The 17,169-nt window shown below is 44.3% G+C and carries 11 protein-coding genes; 9 read left to right on the forward strand and 2 right to left on the reverse strand.

The features are described from left to right. Positions 1-335: 335 nt before the first annotated feature. Complete coding sequence (locus tag G588_RS0111475) at positions 336-887, forward strand: hypothetical protein (RefSeq protein WP_022778884.1); 552 nt, start codon at positions 336-338, stop codon at positions 885-887. Between the two features lie 70 nt (positions 888-957). Then, on the forward strand, positions 958-2,094 hold the full coding sequence (locus G588_RS0111480) for a hypothetical protein (RefSeq protein ID WP_022778885.1): 1,137 nt from the start codon (positions 958-960) through the stop codon (positions 2,092-2,094). 625 nt (positions 2,095-2,719) lie between these two features. Here G588_RS0111480 and G588_RS0111485 read toward each other — a convergent pair. After that, entirely contained in the window at positions 2,720-3,028 is a 309-nt protein-coding gene (locus tag G588_RS0111485; protein WP_022778886.1) for a BrnA antitoxin family protein, read from the reverse strand. Then, on the reverse strand, positions 2,982-3,293 hold the full coding sequence (locus tag G588_RS22100) for a BrnT family toxin (protein WP_081644328.1): 312 nt from the start codon (positions 3,291-3,293) through the stop codon (positions 2,982-2,984). The genes G588_RS0111485 and G588_RS22100 overlap by 47 nt, the downstream gene beginning before the upstream one ends. Positions 3,294-3,985: 692 nt before the next feature. Between G588_RS22100 and G588_RS0111490 the strand changes: the two genes are divergently transcribed. From G588_RS0111490 to G588_RS0111520, 7 genes are all read left to right on the forward strand, one after another. Next, positions 3,986-5,254 (forward strand): glucose-1-phosphate adenylyltransferase, encoded by a 1,269-nt coding sequence (locus G588_RS0111490; protein ID WP_022778887.1) that lies wholly within the window; start codon positions 3,986-3,988, stop codon positions 5,252-5,254. A 1-nt stretch (position 5,255) separates the two neighbouring features. Beyond that, positions 5,256-6,374 carry a glucose-1-phosphate adenylyltransferase subunit GlgD gene (gene glgD, locus G588_RS0111495; protein WP_022778888.1) on the forward strand — a complete coding sequence of 373 codons (1,119 nt, stop codon included), beginning with the start codon at positions 5,256-5,258 and terminating at the stop codon, positions 6,372-6,374. Positions 6,375-6,509: 135 nt separating this feature from the next. Further along, positions 6,510-6,809 carry a septation regulator SpoVG gene (gene spoVG, locus G588_RS0111500; RefSeq protein WP_022778889.1) on the forward strand — a complete coding sequence of 100 codons (300 nt, stop codon included), beginning with the start codon at positions 6,510-6,512 and terminating at the stop codon, positions 6,807-6,809. A gap of 98 nt (positions 6,810-6,907) precedes the next feature. Next, a complete protein-coding gene (pth, locus tag G588_RS0111505; protein WP_022778890.1) occupies positions 6,908-7,537 on the forward strand; it encodes an aminoacyl-tRNA hydrolase in 630 nt (209 codons plus the stop codon). Positions 7,538-7,552: 15 nt separating this feature from the next. Next, on the forward strand, positions 7,553-11,134 hold the full coding sequence (gene mfd, locus G588_RS0111510; protein WP_022778891.1) for a transcription-repair coupling factor: 3,582 nt from the start codon (positions 7,553-7,555) through the stop codon (positions 11,132-11,134). A gap of 98 nt (positions 11,135-11,232) precedes the next feature. After that, complete coding sequence (locus G588_RS21590; RefSeq protein ID WP_022778892.1) at positions 11,233-15,768, forward strand: leucine-rich repeat protein; 4,536 nt, start codon at positions 11,233-11,235, stop codon at positions 15,766-15,768. A gap of 30 nt (positions 15,769-15,798) precedes the next feature. After that, the gene (locus tag G588_RS0111520) at positions 15,799-16,989 is read left to right on the forward strand and encodes a pyridoxal phosphate-dependent aminotransferase (RefSeq protein ID WP_022778893.1); all 1,191 of its coding nucleotides are present in this window, start codon (positions 15,799-15,801) and stop codon (positions 16,987-16,989) included. Positions 16,990-17,169 lie beyond the last annotated feature (180 nt).

Genomic DNA, 17,169 nt, shown 5'->3' on the forward strand with positions numbered 1-17,169 from the left:
GATTTCATCATTAAAATTATAACGCATTTAATTATATTACTTATTATATATATGTCAAAAGATTGGTCCTATAGAGCGGCTTCTTAATAAAATTTCAATTTTTTTCAATCGCCATGAAATAAAGCAAATAAAAATGAACGATTATCAATTTTTTTTATTCCTATTTTATTTTTTGTTTATAATTGGGTGCTACAATGCGTTTACTAACGGAGATAAGTGTGCACATAACTAATTCTAAAAATTGAATAAAGTGTGATGATACCTCTAAAGTTTTAAAGAAAAAAGACGATATAACAGATAGCTAGAAATACATACTAATGTCGGAGGTTACATCAATGGGCAATGCAACAGAACAAAAGGGCAGCTCTCCAGTAGCCGGTAAGACTTTGATCTTTGCTGGGATAGTGGTAATTGTTATCCTTTTGGTTACCGTTATCGTCTTACTCACTACAGGGAGAAATGGAGAAAAAAAGGAGGAACCCAAAGAGGAGGCCAAACGTGCTGTAGTTCTAAGTGAAGAGAACGCAGAGGAGGTTGCTGAAGATTTCTTCAGCGAAGATTACACCCCTCCCGGATACTTCACAGCGACTATGAATAATGTTTGGAACTTTGCAACTGGAGATTCCGTATCGGAAGATGCATATGTCGCTAATGATACATCAAACAGTAATGATATCTACTTCGATATTTTTATTGATGGCGATGATCAGAACCCGATATACCAGTCTCCTGTCATTCCGTTAGGAGGTGAGCTGGACAAGATAAGACTGGATAAGAAACTAAGTGCCGGGAGTTATAACTGCACAATGGTGTACCATCTAGTTGACGAGAACCAGAATACTCTAAGCACGGTAAACGTCGGAGTAACAATTAACATCGATTCCTAAGTATCTAATTAAAGTAACTACCGACTCATGATGAGGCGGAAGAGATATAAAATCAAGGAGGATTTCATTTATGAGAACACAGAGATTTTTAGCAGTTTTACTTGCAGCAACAATGGTATTTGGAAGCACAATTACAGCATTCGCCGGCGACGAGGCAGGTACAGGATCAGTCGCTGGTACCGGAGCATCAGAAGGTTATGTTCCTGCAACTGTAGTTAAGGTTACTGTTCCTACTACTTCTGCAACAACGTTTGCATACACCATGGATCCATTAAGACTTCTTGCTACAACTAATGGTGCAAGAACCGGTGGATGGGAAACAATTCAGAATGATACCGGTGTTTATTTCAAGACAGCAGATGGCTATGCTAATGAGAGTGATACAGTATATTTCATCAATAAGTGCTCAGATAAAGACATCTTTGTAAAGGTTGAGGCAGAACTTCCGACTAAAGGAACAAATGATATTGACCTTGCTACAAGTTCTACAGTAGCATCTGCTGATGATGCAAATGCTGATTTGTATCTGGGTCTTAAAGTTGCCGGCACAACTAAGGTGCTTGCATATGGTGGAAGCCAGGCAGTTGAGGTAAAGGCAGCTCATCCTGGAACTGCTCAGTATGAGATTACTTATGCAAATAAGAAGTATGACAAGACAGAGATTGCAGGATCAACATTCACAGCAGTTCCTATTCAGCTTGCAGGTGCTGTAAGTAATGTTAGTGAAAATCCTAAGATTAAGCTTCCTAAAGAAGGCGCTACAACAGCTCCAAAGGTTACAGTTAAGTGGAGTTGGAAGGATGCAGCTTGGGGAAGTGATCAGACTACAGGAACAGTTAGCTATGTAACAAGAGACTGCTACACTATTACAGGCGCTACAGCTTCTAAGGCTGCAGGCATTGTTGGTGGCAATCCTAAAGCTAATGCAACAATCACTCCTACAAAGGGAAGCACATCTATCGTTCTTACATTCAATACTGAAGTGGTTGGCGCTGAATTTGGTGCAGAAGCTATCGATAACAAAAACATTAAGCGCTCTGGTAATACAATCACTATCAGCAATAAGAAGGCTTCCTCAGATGCTGCTGATGGATTCTGGGGATCAGCTACAGATACTTTGACTGTATATTTCTCTGATAGTGATAATGATAATCTTTCCGATAATCCACATATTGACTTCACACCTGCTGCTACAGCTACAAACTAATACAAGTAAAATTTGCTAAAAAGTACAACATGATCTAATGCTAGTTACAGAGAGGGCTACATAAGTAGCTCTCTCTTTTTTGTGCCAATAAAAGGTCTCTGATGCATCGCATAGTATACCAATTGGGGTCAGATCCCAATCTGCCTCGAGGCCAGTTAATATGCGGGCTTCCAGACAGGATATTGAAAAAGATTGCATGCAACTTTTGCCAATATCAAGCAATGCTGTTATATGCATGTCGCGGATTATCATTTGGATTATTCATTCATTGTGCTGTTCTTGTTGCCCCATCCGGTTCTTAATTGCCCCATTAGGGACGGTTCTCATTGAGTCATGACGCGAAGTGCTTGATCAGAATATGATTTGCTAGTCATAGCCCCACTGAGAACCGTCCCTAATGAGTCATTGAGAACCTGCCGTACTGTTCCCGCCACAAAAAACGCCTCCGATGCATTGCACCGAAGGCTCTGATCATTATAAAAACATCTTGTCTATGTTTTTGCACCATAATAATGAGACCGGCTGGGGAGATGAAGTGCCCTAAATCACTGAGCCAGACGATGCGAGTAATTTATATTTCTCCATGGTGCAGCGCCTCCGGCAGGTAAGCCCGGACAAAAAAACTTTACTGTGGCGGTATAATACCAAGCTCCTTAGCCCCTTTCCACAAAGCTTCGTTTATTCTTTTCTGGTACCCTTTACCTGTGGATTTAAATGCATCTAAAAGAACAGCATCCAAACGAAGCGATATAAGTTCTTTCCGTGGTTTATAATATTCAGGATTCGCAGGCCTGAATTCTGATAGCTCTTTTGGGGTCAGCTTTGGAGCATCTTTAGAATATTTTACCGGCCTTTTGGCAGAAGTTCTAATATCTTCAATTTCTTCTTTAGAAGGCTGGTCTCCAGGGTTCAATGTCATCGTTTTTATAGCCATTGTAAATTCTCCTTTCTTTTGCTGTGGCAATTCTTGCTGAAATCAAGTGTATTTCATCTCCAATTCTTTCTTCGTATGCCACAAAAAGAATTTCATCTATTTTTCCAATACTTTGCCACCTGACTTCAAGTGTATTATTATTTGCCGAAACATCCGGCCGTTCAATTCGATAAGGATCATTGAATATGTAAGCAGCAGTATAAAGATGTATACCATGGTTGTTATAATTCAGCGCATCCTTATTCTCGTCCCATGTAAAAGTCATTATATAGTATATATTTGTAGCTACAATTTAGTATAACATATTGTAGCCGTATTCTGTGTCCTTTCCAAAATTTTAATATTTCTGATGTTGCTTTTAGCTACAAAATAGCTCCTAATTACATAAATATTCTTGGTTATGATCTTCGTTCAATTCATTTCCTCCATAGTTTCATTTTTTGTCTGTCATTTGGAATCAGTTCGGCGAATGCCAATGAATCCTAGATGTGTACAGATGTTTATAGTTCCTAGAAGCGGAACTGCAAGACAAAGTATAGCACTGCGCTTTGAAGAATGCAAATATACTCGCATCATCAGCAGCCCTGTGTATCCGATAGCCTGAAGAAAGTTTTTCCGATACCCGGGCCCTATCCTTGACGTTCATGTTATACATGCGATTCGAATTCATCGCAAATAGTTCATGCTGTATGACCATCCCTTGTCCTCATTTCTTAAAAAGCAATAATCTTTCATTTATTTTATCAACCGTTTTAACTTTCTTCTTTAGACCTAATGATAACTTAATCGTTTACGTTGAAAAATCAAAAAAATCTTATTAATTTAAGTATTCAATAATGTTTTTTTAGTACATTCTTTATGATATACTTTTATATAGGAAAAAAGCGGTTTCCTGGTGATTCAAAAAATGTCGTATTTTCTGCGGTTTCAAGCGACAAATTTGCAACGAGGTGGAACATGATAAAGAAAGAAATGATCGCCATGCTCTTGGCAGGGGGCCAGGGCAGCAGACTGGGCGTACTAACGGCCAAGATGGCCAAGCCGGCAGTCTCTTTTGGGGGGAAATATCGAATAATTGATTTCCCGCTTAGCAATTGTATCAATTCAGGAGTGGACACTGTCGGAGTCCTTACACAGTATCGTCCTCTCAGACTTAATTCTCACATTGGCATAGGTATTCCGTGGGATCTTGACCGTAACTTCGGAGGAGTAACAGTTCTTCCGCCTTACGAGAAGAGCGCCAACAGTGAATGGTATACCGGTACAGCCAATGCTATTTACCAGAATCTTGAATATATGGAGAATTATAATCCTGATTATGTGCTCATCTTATCCGGTGACCACATTTACAAGATGGATTATGAGACCATGCTGGACTTCCACAAGTCAAGCGGGGCTGATGCTACCATCGCTGTTATGCCTGTTCCCATGGAGGAGGCTAGCAGATTCGGTATTATGATCACGGATGAGAACAAGCGCATCATCGACTTTGAGGAGAAGCCCGAGCATCCTCGCTCTAACCTTGCATCTATGGGTATTTATATCTTTAGCTGGAAGGCTCTTAAGGAGGCTCTTATCAAGAACAAGGACCAGGCAGGTCTGGATTTTGGTAAGCACGTTATTCCTTATTGCAAGGAACAGGGTCAGTCTCTTTATGCATACGAATTCGACGGTTACTGGAAGGATGTCGGAACTCTTACTTCCTATTGGGAAGCAAATATGGAGCTTATCGATATCGTTCCTGAGTTCAACCTTTATGAGGAATATTGGAAGATCTACACCGCCAGCGATGTTCAGCCGCCTCAGTACATGGGCCCTGAGAGCGCCATTGAGCGCAGCATCGTAGGTGAGGGCTGTGAGATCTACGGTAAGGTTTACAACTCCGTTATCGGACCCGGTGTTAAGATCGGCAAGGATACAGTTATATCCCATTCCATCATCATGAACGAGACCGAGATCGGCGAGGGATGCTCCATTGAGAAGGGCATCGTAGCTGAGAAGGTCAAGATCGGAAATGGTGTTACCTTAGGCGCTTTTGAAGAGAAGCCCAACGAGACCAAGCCCGGTATATATTGTGAAGGTCTCTGCACTATCGGTGAGAAATCTGTTATTCCAAACGATGTGAAGATCGGTAAGAATACAATGGTTTCCGGAATAACTACCCTGGAGGATTATCCTAACGGAGTTCTCGACAGCGGCAGAACATTAGATAAGGCAGGTGATTGACATGAGGGCGATTGGCATTATTTTAGCAGGTGGCAGCAGTAGCAGAATGCAGGAGTTGTCCAAGAGAAGAGCCGTTTGTGCTATGCCTGTGGCAGGTTTTTACAGAAGTATCGACTTTGCCCTCAGCAACATGACCAACTCACATATCCAGACAGTTGCCGTATTTACACAGTACAATGCAGGAAGTCTTAACACACATCTTTCATCATCCAAGTGGTGGGACTTCGGACGTAAGCAGGGTGGTCTTTACGTTTTCACTCCTGCGGTTAAGGCATCGGGTAACCTTTGGTACAGAGGTACAGCGGATGCCATTGCACAGAACCTTGATTTCTTAAGGAGTTGTCACGAGCCCTATGTTATCATTACTTCGGGCGACTGCGTATACAAGATGGACTACGCCAAACTCCTTGAATACCATATTCAGAAACAGGCCGACATCACCGTTGTCTGCAAGGATATGCCGGCCGACATTGATACCGAGAGATTCGGAACTATCCGCATGAATGAGGAGAGCCGTATCGAAGAGTTTGAGGAGAAGCCTGTTGTATCAAGATCCAACACCATCTCCTGCGGTATCTACGTGATCAGAAGGAGACAGCTCATCGAGCTTATCGAGAGAGCTGAAGAGGAAGAGAGATACGACTTCGTAAGGGACATCCTGGTAAGATACAAGGATATGAAGCGCATCTACGGATACAAGATCAAGGATTACTGGAACAACATCGCATCGGTTGAGGATTATTACAGAACCAACATGGATTTCCTCAAGCCCGAGGTAAGACAGTACTTCTTCAGAGAGTATCCGGGAATCTACACTAAGGTTGTAGATCTTCCGCCGGCTAAGTATAACGTGGGGGTTAACGTTAAGAACAGCCTTATCTCCAGTGGATGTATCATCAATGGAACCATTGAGGACTCCGTGATATTCAAGGGAGCCTTCATCGGCAACAATTGTTACATCAAGAACTCTATTATCCTCAACGATGTGTATATCGGGGACAATACACATATTGAGAACTGTATCGTGGAGAGCCACGGAACCATCCAGGCCAACTCCTACTACAAGGAAGATAATGGAATCAAGATCGTAGTTGAGAACAACGAGAGATATGTATTATGATATAGGTCTTCAAAGTCAGGTATATCATAAAAACACATAAATATTTGTAAAATACCGTTAAAAAGTATTATAATAAACTTAATAAAGTAACCCGATAACGACACTTTAAATCTTAACCAAGAGGGGGTTAAAATAATGAAGATTACAGATGTTCGTGTCAGAAAAGTTGCTAAGCAGGGAAAAATGCGTGCAGTAGTATCAGTTACATTTGATAATGAATTCGTAGTTCATGATATCAAGGTGATTGAGGGCGAGAGGGGATTGTTCATCGCAATGCCCAGCAAGAAGTCTGCAGATGGTGAGTATCGTGATATTGCGCACCCAATCAATTCAGATATGCGTAAGGTTTTACAGGACACCATTCTTGAGGCCTTTGATAAAGAGGCTGACGTCGAGGAGACCGCAGATGGAGAGGCTGCTCCTGCAGCTGAGTAACCTTCAGCTTAAGACATATATTGGGAAAAAATGATACTTTAGGGGGCTTAAATTTTTAAGCCCCCTTTTTTTCGGTGCCTGGCACTTGGGAGGAGATTATGTTTAAATTTATCAGGGGAATTTTTGTAAAAGAAAAGGAAGAGGAATCAGGAAGAATGTTTATTATTGCAGGTTTGGGAAATCCTGAGAAAAAGTATTTTGGAACAAGACATAACGTGGGATTTGACGTAATAGATGCCCTTTCGGATAAATATAATATTGGCCTTACAGAGACCAAGTTCAAGGCTGCCTTCGGAAAAGGAAGAATCGGAAACAACAGGGTACTGCTTGTTAAGCCCCTTACCTATATGAACCTCAGCGGAGAGGCCATAAGGCCCCTGTGCGACTATTTCAAGGTGGATTCAAAGGAGGAGCTCATCGTCATTTCCGACGATGTGGAGCTGGATCCCGGGAATCTTCGTATCCGCCCCAAGGGAAGTCACGGTGGTCACAACGGACTTAAGAATATCATAGCTCAGCTGGGCCACAGCGAGTTTAGCCGCGTCAGAGTGGGCGTTGGCAAGAAACCCAAGGAATACGATATGGTGGACTGGGTTCTTGGTCACTTCCAGGGAGAAGATGCAGCTACAATGAAGGAGTCAGTGGCAAGGGCTGCCGACGCAGTCGTGGAGATCATGGAAAACGGCGTCGACTCCGCAATGAACAAGTTCAACGGCAAGAAGGAATAAGAACAGGAATAAAGTATGAGAGCGATTTTAACACCTTTACATGAACTACCGCAGTTTGAAGAACTGAATAAATTTCTGGACAAGCCCTTTGCCTGCGCGGAAGTAAGCGGCTGTGTGGATTCCCAGAAGCTTCATTTTATCAATGGTATCGGCTCCGAGTTCAAGTACAGGATAATCGTTACCTACTCGGATCTTCGGGCAAAAGAGATATATGAGGACTATAAATTCTACGACAAGAATGTCACAGTCTATCCCGCCAAGGACCTTATCTTTTACCAGGCAGATGTTCATTCCAATGAGATAGTAAGGCAGAGAATACGCTGCATGAGAAGGCTCTTAGAGGGTAAGCCCGTGACGGTGGTCACCACCTTCGCTGCCCTTATGGCGCCTCAGATAAAGCCCGAGATCATCAAGGAGCACATCCTTCCCATCGACAGGCACAGGCCAATCGATGAAATTCAGATCAGCAAAAAGCTGGTGGAGATGGGCTATGTCAGAAACTACCAGGTAGAAGGTCCCGGCGAGTTCTCGGTTCGAGGCGACATCGTGGACGTTTTTGACCTGACAGAGGAAAATCCCTACAGAATAGAGCTCTGGGGAGATGAGATTCAGTCCATCAGAAGCTTTGATATCCTGTCCCAGAGATCCTTGGAGAAACTGGAGTCCATCGAGATATATCCGGCCTCCGAGATCATAATGGATGACAAGCGTCTTCATGAGGGACTTAAGAGGATAGAGGATGAGGCTGAGGAAATGGTGGCAAGGCTTCGCGGAGAGTTTAAGACCAAGGAGGCCCACCAGCTTAAGACCAATGTGGAGGAACTCAAGGAACAGCTGTTAGAGCTCCACTGCGGCGTTAACTTAGAGAGCTACATCAGATATTTTTACGGAGATACGGTTACAATGCAGGAGATGTTCCCCAAGGGAAAGAGCTGCATTTTTATTGACGAGCCGCAGCACGTGCTGGAGCATGCAAGAGCTGTTGAGATGGAGTTTGGGGAGAGCATGACCCACAGAGCAGAGAAGGGTTATATTCTTCCGGGGCAGATGGATCTTCTTTACTCAGTGGAGAACTGTATTGCCAGAATGGGTAACGGCAGAAGGGTGCTTATTTCTGCGCTGCAGATGCCTAAGGCCCAGAATGCTTTTGAGCCGGAGATGAGCTTTGAGATAAGTGCCAGAAGTATCGCAGCTTATAATAACAGCTTTGACGCTCTGGTAAGTGATCTTAAGAAGTACGCCAGAAAGGGCTACAGGGTTCTTATTTTGTCCGGTTCCAGAACCAGGGCTAAGCGTATAGTTGAGGATCTCAGAGAAAATATGGTCTCTGCTTTCTACAGCGAGGATCCGGGAAGGACGCTGCAATGCGGCGAGATAATGACCTACTACGGCAGGATCCTTAAGGGCTTCGAGTACCCGGAGATCAAGTTCGCAGTAATTGCCGAGAGTGACATTTTTACCGAGCATGTCAAAAAGAAAAAGAAGAAAAAGAGCCAGTACAAGGGCGAGAAGATATCTGATTTTGCTGACCTTAAGATAGGCGATTACGTGGTTCATGAGGACCACGGCCTTGGAATATACCGCGGAATAGAGAAGATTGAGACGGACCACGTGGTAAAGGATTACATCAAGGTGGAATACGGCGGTGGCGGCAATCTGTACGTTCTGGCAACAGGCCTGTCTGTAATCCAGAAATATGCCTCCGGCGGAGACGACGAGACTACCCACAAGCCTAAGCTTAACAAGCTGGGGAGTGGCGACTGGTCCCACACCAAGAGTAAGGTCAAGGCTGCCGTTGAAGAGGTTGCTCAGGACCTGGTGGATCTCTATGCAAAGAGGCAGCAGGCCATCGGCTATGAGTTCAGCAAGGACACGGTGTGGCAGCAGGAGTTTGAGGATGCCTTCCCCTATCAGGAGACGGAGGATCAGCTGACGGCCATTGAGGATACCAAGAGGGATATGGAGTCCTCCAAGATCATGGACAGGCTTATTTGCGGAGACGTTGGCTTTGGTAAGACGGAGATCGCTATTCGCGCAGCTTTCAAGGCTCTACAGGATGGCAAGCAGGTGGCAGTTCTGGTGCCTACAACGATTCTTGCGCAGCAGCACTACAACACTTTTTCCGAGAGAATGAGAAACTTCCCGGTGAGGGTGGACCTTATGTCCAGATTCAGAACCCCCGCTGAGCAGAAAAAGACTGTGACAGACCTAAAAAAAGGTCTTGTGGATATCGTCATCGGAACCCACAGAATCCTGTCCAAGGACGTGCAGTATCATGATCTTGGACTTCTTATCGTGGATGAGGAGCAGCGCTTTGGTGTAACTCACAAGGAGAAGATCAAGACCATGAAGGAGAGCGTTGATGTTCTGACGCTGTCCGCTACGCCTATTCCGAGAACCCTTCACATGTCGCTGGTGGGTATCAGGGAAATGAGCGTTCTGGAGGAGGCGCCCAACGACAGACTTCCTATACAGACCTATGTAATGGAGTACAACGACGAGCTTGTTCGTGAGGCCATTGTGAGAGAGCTGTCACGAAACGGGCAGGTTTACTATGTCTATAACAGGGTCAATAACATTGCTGATGTGGCGGCTCAGATTCAGAAGCTCGTGCCGGAGGCCAATGTGGCCTTTGCCCATGGACAGATGAAGGAGTCGGAGCTGGAGCGCATCATGTACGACTTCATCGACGGAACCATCGATGTGCTGGTGTCCACCACCATCATTGAGACGGGACTTGATATTCCAAACGTTAACACCATGATCATCCATGATTCTGACAAGATGGGACTGTCCCAGCTCTATCAGCTAAGGGGCCGTGTAGGTCGTTCCAACAGGACTGCCTATGCCTTCCTTATGTATAAGAAGGACAAGATGTTAAAAGAGATCGCGGAGAAGCGTCTTTCAGCTATCCGTGAATTTACTGACCTTGGTAGCGGCTTCAAGATTGCCATGAGAGACCTGGAGATACGTGGAGCCGGAAGTCTTCTTGGAAGAAAGCAGTCCGGGCACATGCAGGCCGTAGGTTACGATCTGTATTGTAAGATGCTGGGTGAAGCCGTAAGGCACAAAAAGAGTGCAGACCTGGGCGAGGAAGATAAGGACTATACATTGGAGGACATCCACACCAGTATTGATCTTGATGTCAGCGCCTTTATTCCTGATACATATATCATGAACGAAGAGCAGAAACTGGAGATCTACAAGAGGATTGCAAGTCTGGAGAACCAGGGCGAATGCGACGATATGAGAGATGAGCTGCTGGACAGATTCGGTGAGGTCCCCGAGACTGTAACGAACCTTCTACGTATATCCCTGCTCCGCACAAGGGCCCATGCCCTGTACCTTCTGGAGATCAAGGGCGGAGACGGAATTATCGAGCTTAAGATAAGTCCTGCAGCCAAGATAGATCCCGGCAAGATTCCCGGATTCATTTCAGGTTACAAGGGTTCAATGCAGTTCCACAGCGCCGGAACACCGGTATTTGTCTATAAATACAAAAAAGAAGGCAGCTCCGAGAAGGCTGCACAGAAGCTTCTTGAGGATACCGAGAATATTGTGGAGAGAATGCAGGAATTGTTGCTGAAAGCTGACTAAATGGAGACCTGCTCTTCCGCCAATTTCTTCTTCCCAAAAGTATCGCAATATGCTAGAATACAGGCACAATTTTGCAAGAAATTTGGGAGAAGCATTGTATGAAAAAAGCAATAAGAAAAATAGTGCTGTTGGGGATGGCACTATCTATGTCTGTGACATCTGCAGTAAGTCCTGCAGGTGTTGTCTACGCGGCACAGGAACAGTATGAGACCGGTGCCGGCAACATGAATTTCGTCGAGTCCGACGATTATACAGAAGACAACTTTGCAGAAGAGAAATATGAAGAAGAGGAGATTGAGGTAATCGGTGAGCATCTGGAAGCTGAATCTCCTGAAATTGAGTACCCGGAATACGAAGAGCCACAGGACTCTGAAGCGCCTGAGGAAGAGCTTCCGGAAGAGAGCCCTGTGGAAGAACTCTCTGAGGACGATATCCGTGTCTTTGAAGATGAAGAGGCTGAAGAAATTGAACTGGAAGAGGACAGCGTTTCCGGTAACTCTTCCTACGATGCGACTGCAGAAGATACTGATGATTCAGAATTTCAGGCTAATACAGCTGACATGTGCGGCTTCAGTGCTACCTGGAGCTATAATGCATCCACCGGCGCTCTTAAGATCAGTGGTACCGGTGACATGTATGACTATTCCGAGGAGAATCCGGCTCCCTGGTACGGCAAGGAGATCAAGAGCATCACAGTAGCTGACGGCATCACAAGAATAGGTAATTATGCTTTTTATAAGGTTGTCAATCATCAAAAGGCTTTAGAAAGTATCTATCTGTCCAATACCCTTAAGAGCATTGGTGATCATGCTTTTATGTATACCTATTTCAACAGCAAGGTAGAGAAGTTTGTTGTGCCTGACTCCGTAACTGAGATCGGAAAGAGAGCCTTTAGCTATTGTCAGCTGTACAACGCTTCTACTATAGACGATAAGCAGGTAGGCGGAACCTTCGTTCTTGGTAAAGGAGTAAAGGTCATTCCGGAGGAATGCTTTTGGGGTGCGGTTGCTGTAGAGCTGGTACTGCCCGAAGGTCTGGAGAAGATTGAAGACAAAGGAATGTATTTTTTCCAGGGCTGCAAAAAATTTGTTTTTCCCAAAACACTTAAATCTATCGGCGAAAAGGGACTGGGCTATGACTTCTCCTATACATTCGTCAGTTCAAATATAACCTTTAAGGGTGATATGCCCCGGTTTGGCAAAGACTGTTTTAACTACAGATGCGGTTTTATATATTATCCTGCAGGCAATAAGACCTATAATGAAAAGTCCATTGCAGCCGCCAACCAGCTGACCAAACATGGCTTTACCTGGAGAGAAGAAGGATACAAGTCAAGTGGCAAGGCAGGAGAGAATATCACCTGGAAGACCTATAACACTACATCGGGAAGTAGGACCTATAAGATCCTTGAATTTACCGGCTCAGGTCCTATGTATGACTATTCACTTACAAGTCTCCCTGACTGGTATCCTGAGAGAATATCCATGGATCGTATCAAATTTGATTCAAGGATCACAAGTATCGGTGACTATGCTTTCTTTGGCATGGGCAATGTAAATAACTGGGACTATAAGAAGTATCCATTGGTTCTGCCCTCTAATCTTGAAAAGATTGGAGACTATGCTTTTTACAGCGTTCACGCACCGCTGGTTACTCTGCCCACAACCTGTAGCTATATCGGTAATAAGGCCTTTGCATATTCAAATACCTGGGAGGCTACCTCCAATGTTTTTCCCAAAGGAGTTAAGCATATCGGAGACTATGCTTTCCAGAGCTGCAGCATGGCCCTGGATGTTAAGTGGGATAAGATTGAGTATATCGGAGAGGGAGCTTTTGCTGATGTAAAAAAGATGACCTTTTCCACTACTTTTCCTGACACCCTTAAGACAATCGGATGCTCAGCTTTCTCTAAAGCCTCCACTCTGAAAGGACAACTGTCCCTGCCGGGGGTTACCAAGATTGGAAACGGAGCCTTTCGTGATTGTCAGGACATAACCGGTAAGGTGGAGCTTCCGGCAATTGAGTCTATGGGAGTAGGAGCCTTTGGAGGAACCTCCATCACAGAACTGGTGCTGGGAGAAAAGCTCTCTGCGATTGACAACAAGAGCTACGGCTATTCTTATATGGGTGAGAAGTTTAAGACAATTACTTTTAAATGCGCTTATTTTCCTGATGTAAGAAGATTCTTTGAATATCTGTCTTATAAGAAGTATGACGTTACCCTGAACTATCCTGCGGGAAAAGGCTGGCCTTATTCTGCATCTGAGTACTACAAATCTATTAAATTTGTGCCCTATGGCAATCACAATATTACTTTTGTTTATCCTGATGAGACCGAGCATACGACACAGCTTTCCGTGGGCTCAAAAATAACTGCGCCTAAAGTCACCGGACTTGAGGAAGGCGTGGAGATCATCGGATGGTTTATAGAGCCTAAGCTGGAAGAAGAGTATGAATGGGATTTTAATAAAGTGCCGATGGATGACGTTAAGCTCTATGCTTTTACAAACCAGGCTGAGTGCGAGGTCGTATATTGGGTTCCCTATGATCTGGAGAAGATGTATGACGGCGGCTATTCCGGCGCCACAGAGCGCGTAAAGTACGGAGAGTGTGCGAAATATAAGAGAGTGGCCAGGAAGGGCGCAAGATTCCTTGGCTGGTATGAGGATAAGGAGCTGACTAAGCCCTATGATTTTTCAACTCCTGTAAAGTATAAGACCAGGATATTCTCAAAGTGGATAATTGCTGATGCTTTTGACTTCTCAACTGCCACTGACAATATAAAATATAACAAGGACCTGTACTATGTATATGATGCATCCTCTCATTTAATAGCTCCTAAGATAAGCATCAACTATGGAGATGGATTTGAAGTCCTGGAGTATAACACGGATTACACCGTCGAGTTTGTGGACAGAAGCAAAAAAGGTGCCTATATCGATGTGGGCGACTACCAGGTTCTTGTAAAAGGAAAGGGCAACTGCGTCGGAGAGCTGACTACCAATATACATATTACTCAGCTTGATATCAGCAAAGCTGAAAATCTTATTCCCCTTAAGGACTATACCTGGACATATGATGGTTATGAACATAAACAGTCACAGAGTATTCGTCTTGATAAGGGAAATGGGTACACATTAACTCTTGATAGTAAGAACTATAATACAGAGTTTGTCGAGAGCGGTTCAAAGAGACCTTTTGTGGACGCCGGTACCTACACAGTAAGACTTACCGGAATAAATAACTGCAAGGGAACCCTTGAGTACAAGCAGATAATTGAACCAAAGAGCTTTACCTCCATAATGAACCTGCGCAAGACCACGCAGATCACCTATGAATACAACAAGAAAGTTCAGAAGTTCAAGCCTGACCCGATGCTCTATAAAGGCGGTAAATATGAGCCTTTAAAAGAGGGCGAGGAATATACTGTCACCTATGAAGACGAGGATGTGGACGGAGCCTATAAGGAGCCCGGAGTATACCATATCAGGGTTACGGGCAAGGGCAACTATAAGGATGAGTATACTATCGTAGAGAAGATCACTAACAACAAGCTCATTGCAGAGGCCACCGTATCCGGAGTAAAGAACGTCACATTTACAGGAAGACCTGCTAAAATTGACAAAATTGTGGTGAAGCACAAGGGCAAGGTACTTACAGAAGGCAAGCACTACAGGATCCGCTATGGAAATATCACGGAGGCCGGAACCGGCTACGTATATATCTATGGTCTTGAAGCCGGCGGATTTTACGGAACCAAGACAGTAACCTTTAAGATAAAACCTCACAAGATCAGTAAGTCTGATATTGAGGTCACAGGACTTTCCTCCGGCAAGATCTACACCGGCAGTGAGATCACAGCAGACAGCATTAAGATTAAGTGTAAGCTTGCAGGCTATAAGTCAGAGCTTAATGGATGTGCCAACGCAGACTACAGTAAAATGTATTACTCCGACAGCAAGGAATACGATTACACCTATGAGTATCTGAAGAATGTAAATGCCGGCACTGCAACTCTTGTGATCCGCGGCGTGGGCAACTGCACAGGAATCATCAAGAAGAACTTTAAGATAAGTGCCGCAGCATTTAATGAGGACGCGGTATCCCAGGGCAGGATCATAGTTGAGCCGTTTAAGCCTGTAGCTTACACCAAGGGTAAGACAGTTATCGAGCCTGAAGTATATTTCAAGCCCGAAGGTGGCAGCAAAGTCCTTCTTGTTAAGGGCAAGGACTACACCCTGAGCTATAGCAATAACACCAAAGTACATGATGAAAATGGCAAAAAAGCTCCCACAGTGAAGATCAAGGGAAAAGGGAACTTCAAAGGAACCATTGCCAGACCCTTTGCTATCAAGGTTTCTTCTATTGATGTATGCGAGGCTACTGCCAAGGATGTGAAGTACAAGAATAAGGTCAATAACTACAGGGCATCTATTGTTGTTAAGGATACCAACGGTTCCAAGCTTGCATCCGGCAAGGATTATGAGACCAGGTATTATAATGCATCAACCGGCAAGGAGCTTACATCCAAGGATAAAGCCCAGGTCGGGGACCGCATAAAGGTTGTGATTACGGGACTTGGAAATTATAAATCAGAAAAGACTTTAACCCGTTACTATGCTGTAGTAAAATAACAGGAAAATAGTTTTTGCAGGAGGATCGTTATGATAAACCAGCAGTATAAAGACATGCTTTCAGCAAAGTCTGTTATTAGAGAATTATCCGAATATGCAACGGCAAGGGGAAAAGAGATTGGCTATGAGAACGTATTTGATTTCAGTCTCGGTAACCCCAGTGTTGAGGTTCCACAGGAATTTACTGATGAGATGATCCGTCTTTTACAGGAAGAGGACACAATGACTCTTCACGGATATACTCCAAGCCTTGGTAATCCTCTTTTCAAGGAGAAGATTGCAGAGTCACTTAATGAGCGCTTTGGAATGAACTACGGTCCTGAGCATATTTTCCCCACAACAGGTGCAGCAGGCGCTATTTCCCATGCGGTTCGCGCTGTGACCAATCCCGGAGATGAGGTAATTGCTTTTGCGCCTTTCTTCCCCGAGTACAGACCATATATAAACGGGGCAGGCCTGGAGCTTAGTCTTGTTCCGGCTGACTTCACCTCCTTCCAGATCAACTTTGATAAGTTCGAGGAGATGATCTCGGAGAAGACTGCTGCGGTTCTTATCAATACACCGAACAATCCTTCAGGAATCGCATATTCCACAGAGACCCTGCAGAAACTGGCAGCTATTTTGGCAGCTAAGTCCAAGGAGTTTGGACATACCATTTTCCTTCTGTCAGACGAGCCCTACAGAGAGATTGTATTCAAGGGTGCCGATGCGCCTTATGTTTCCAAGTTCTATGACCATACGCTGTCCTGCTACTCTTTTTCCAAGTCATTGTCACTTCCCGGAGAGAGAATCGGATATGTTGCGGTTAATCCTGCCTGCGAGGGCGCTGAGTTCATCGTTCCAATGTGCGGCCAGATCTCAAGAGGAACGGGTCATAACTGCCCGCCTTCAATCATTCAGCAGGCAGTTGCCAAGGTATGCGGCATGACTGCGGATCTGTCAGTGTATGAGACCAATATGAACATCATTTACGATACTTTGGTGGAGCTGGGATTCACTGTTGTTAAGCCCGGCGGAACCTTCTATATTATGCCAAAGGCCCTTGAGGAGAGCTCTGTGGAGTTCTGCAAGAAGGCCAAGGACTACGATCTCATTTTTGTTCCTGCCGACGGCTTCGGAGCACCGGGATACTTCCGCATGGCTTACTGCATCGACACCGAGAAGGTTGAGAGAGCAATGGTCAAGCTCCGTGAATTCGTGGAGAAGGAATACAGAAAGTAATCTATTATATGATATGGGGTCAAAAGTCAAAAATGCGTACATGCTTGCATGTTAAGCATTTTGACTTTATGACCCGAACAAATATGAGGAATAAGCAATTTACGCAGTAAATTAGCGGTTTCCGAATATTTGCAGAATTGCGAAAATGACTTTAGTCATGGAGCAATTCGTATATCATAT

Origin of the sequence: Butyrivibrio sp. AE3009 (genome assembly GCF_000420845.1) — a bacterium.
GTDB lineage: Bacteria > Bacillota > Clostridia > Lachnospirales > Lachnospiraceae > Butyrivibrio.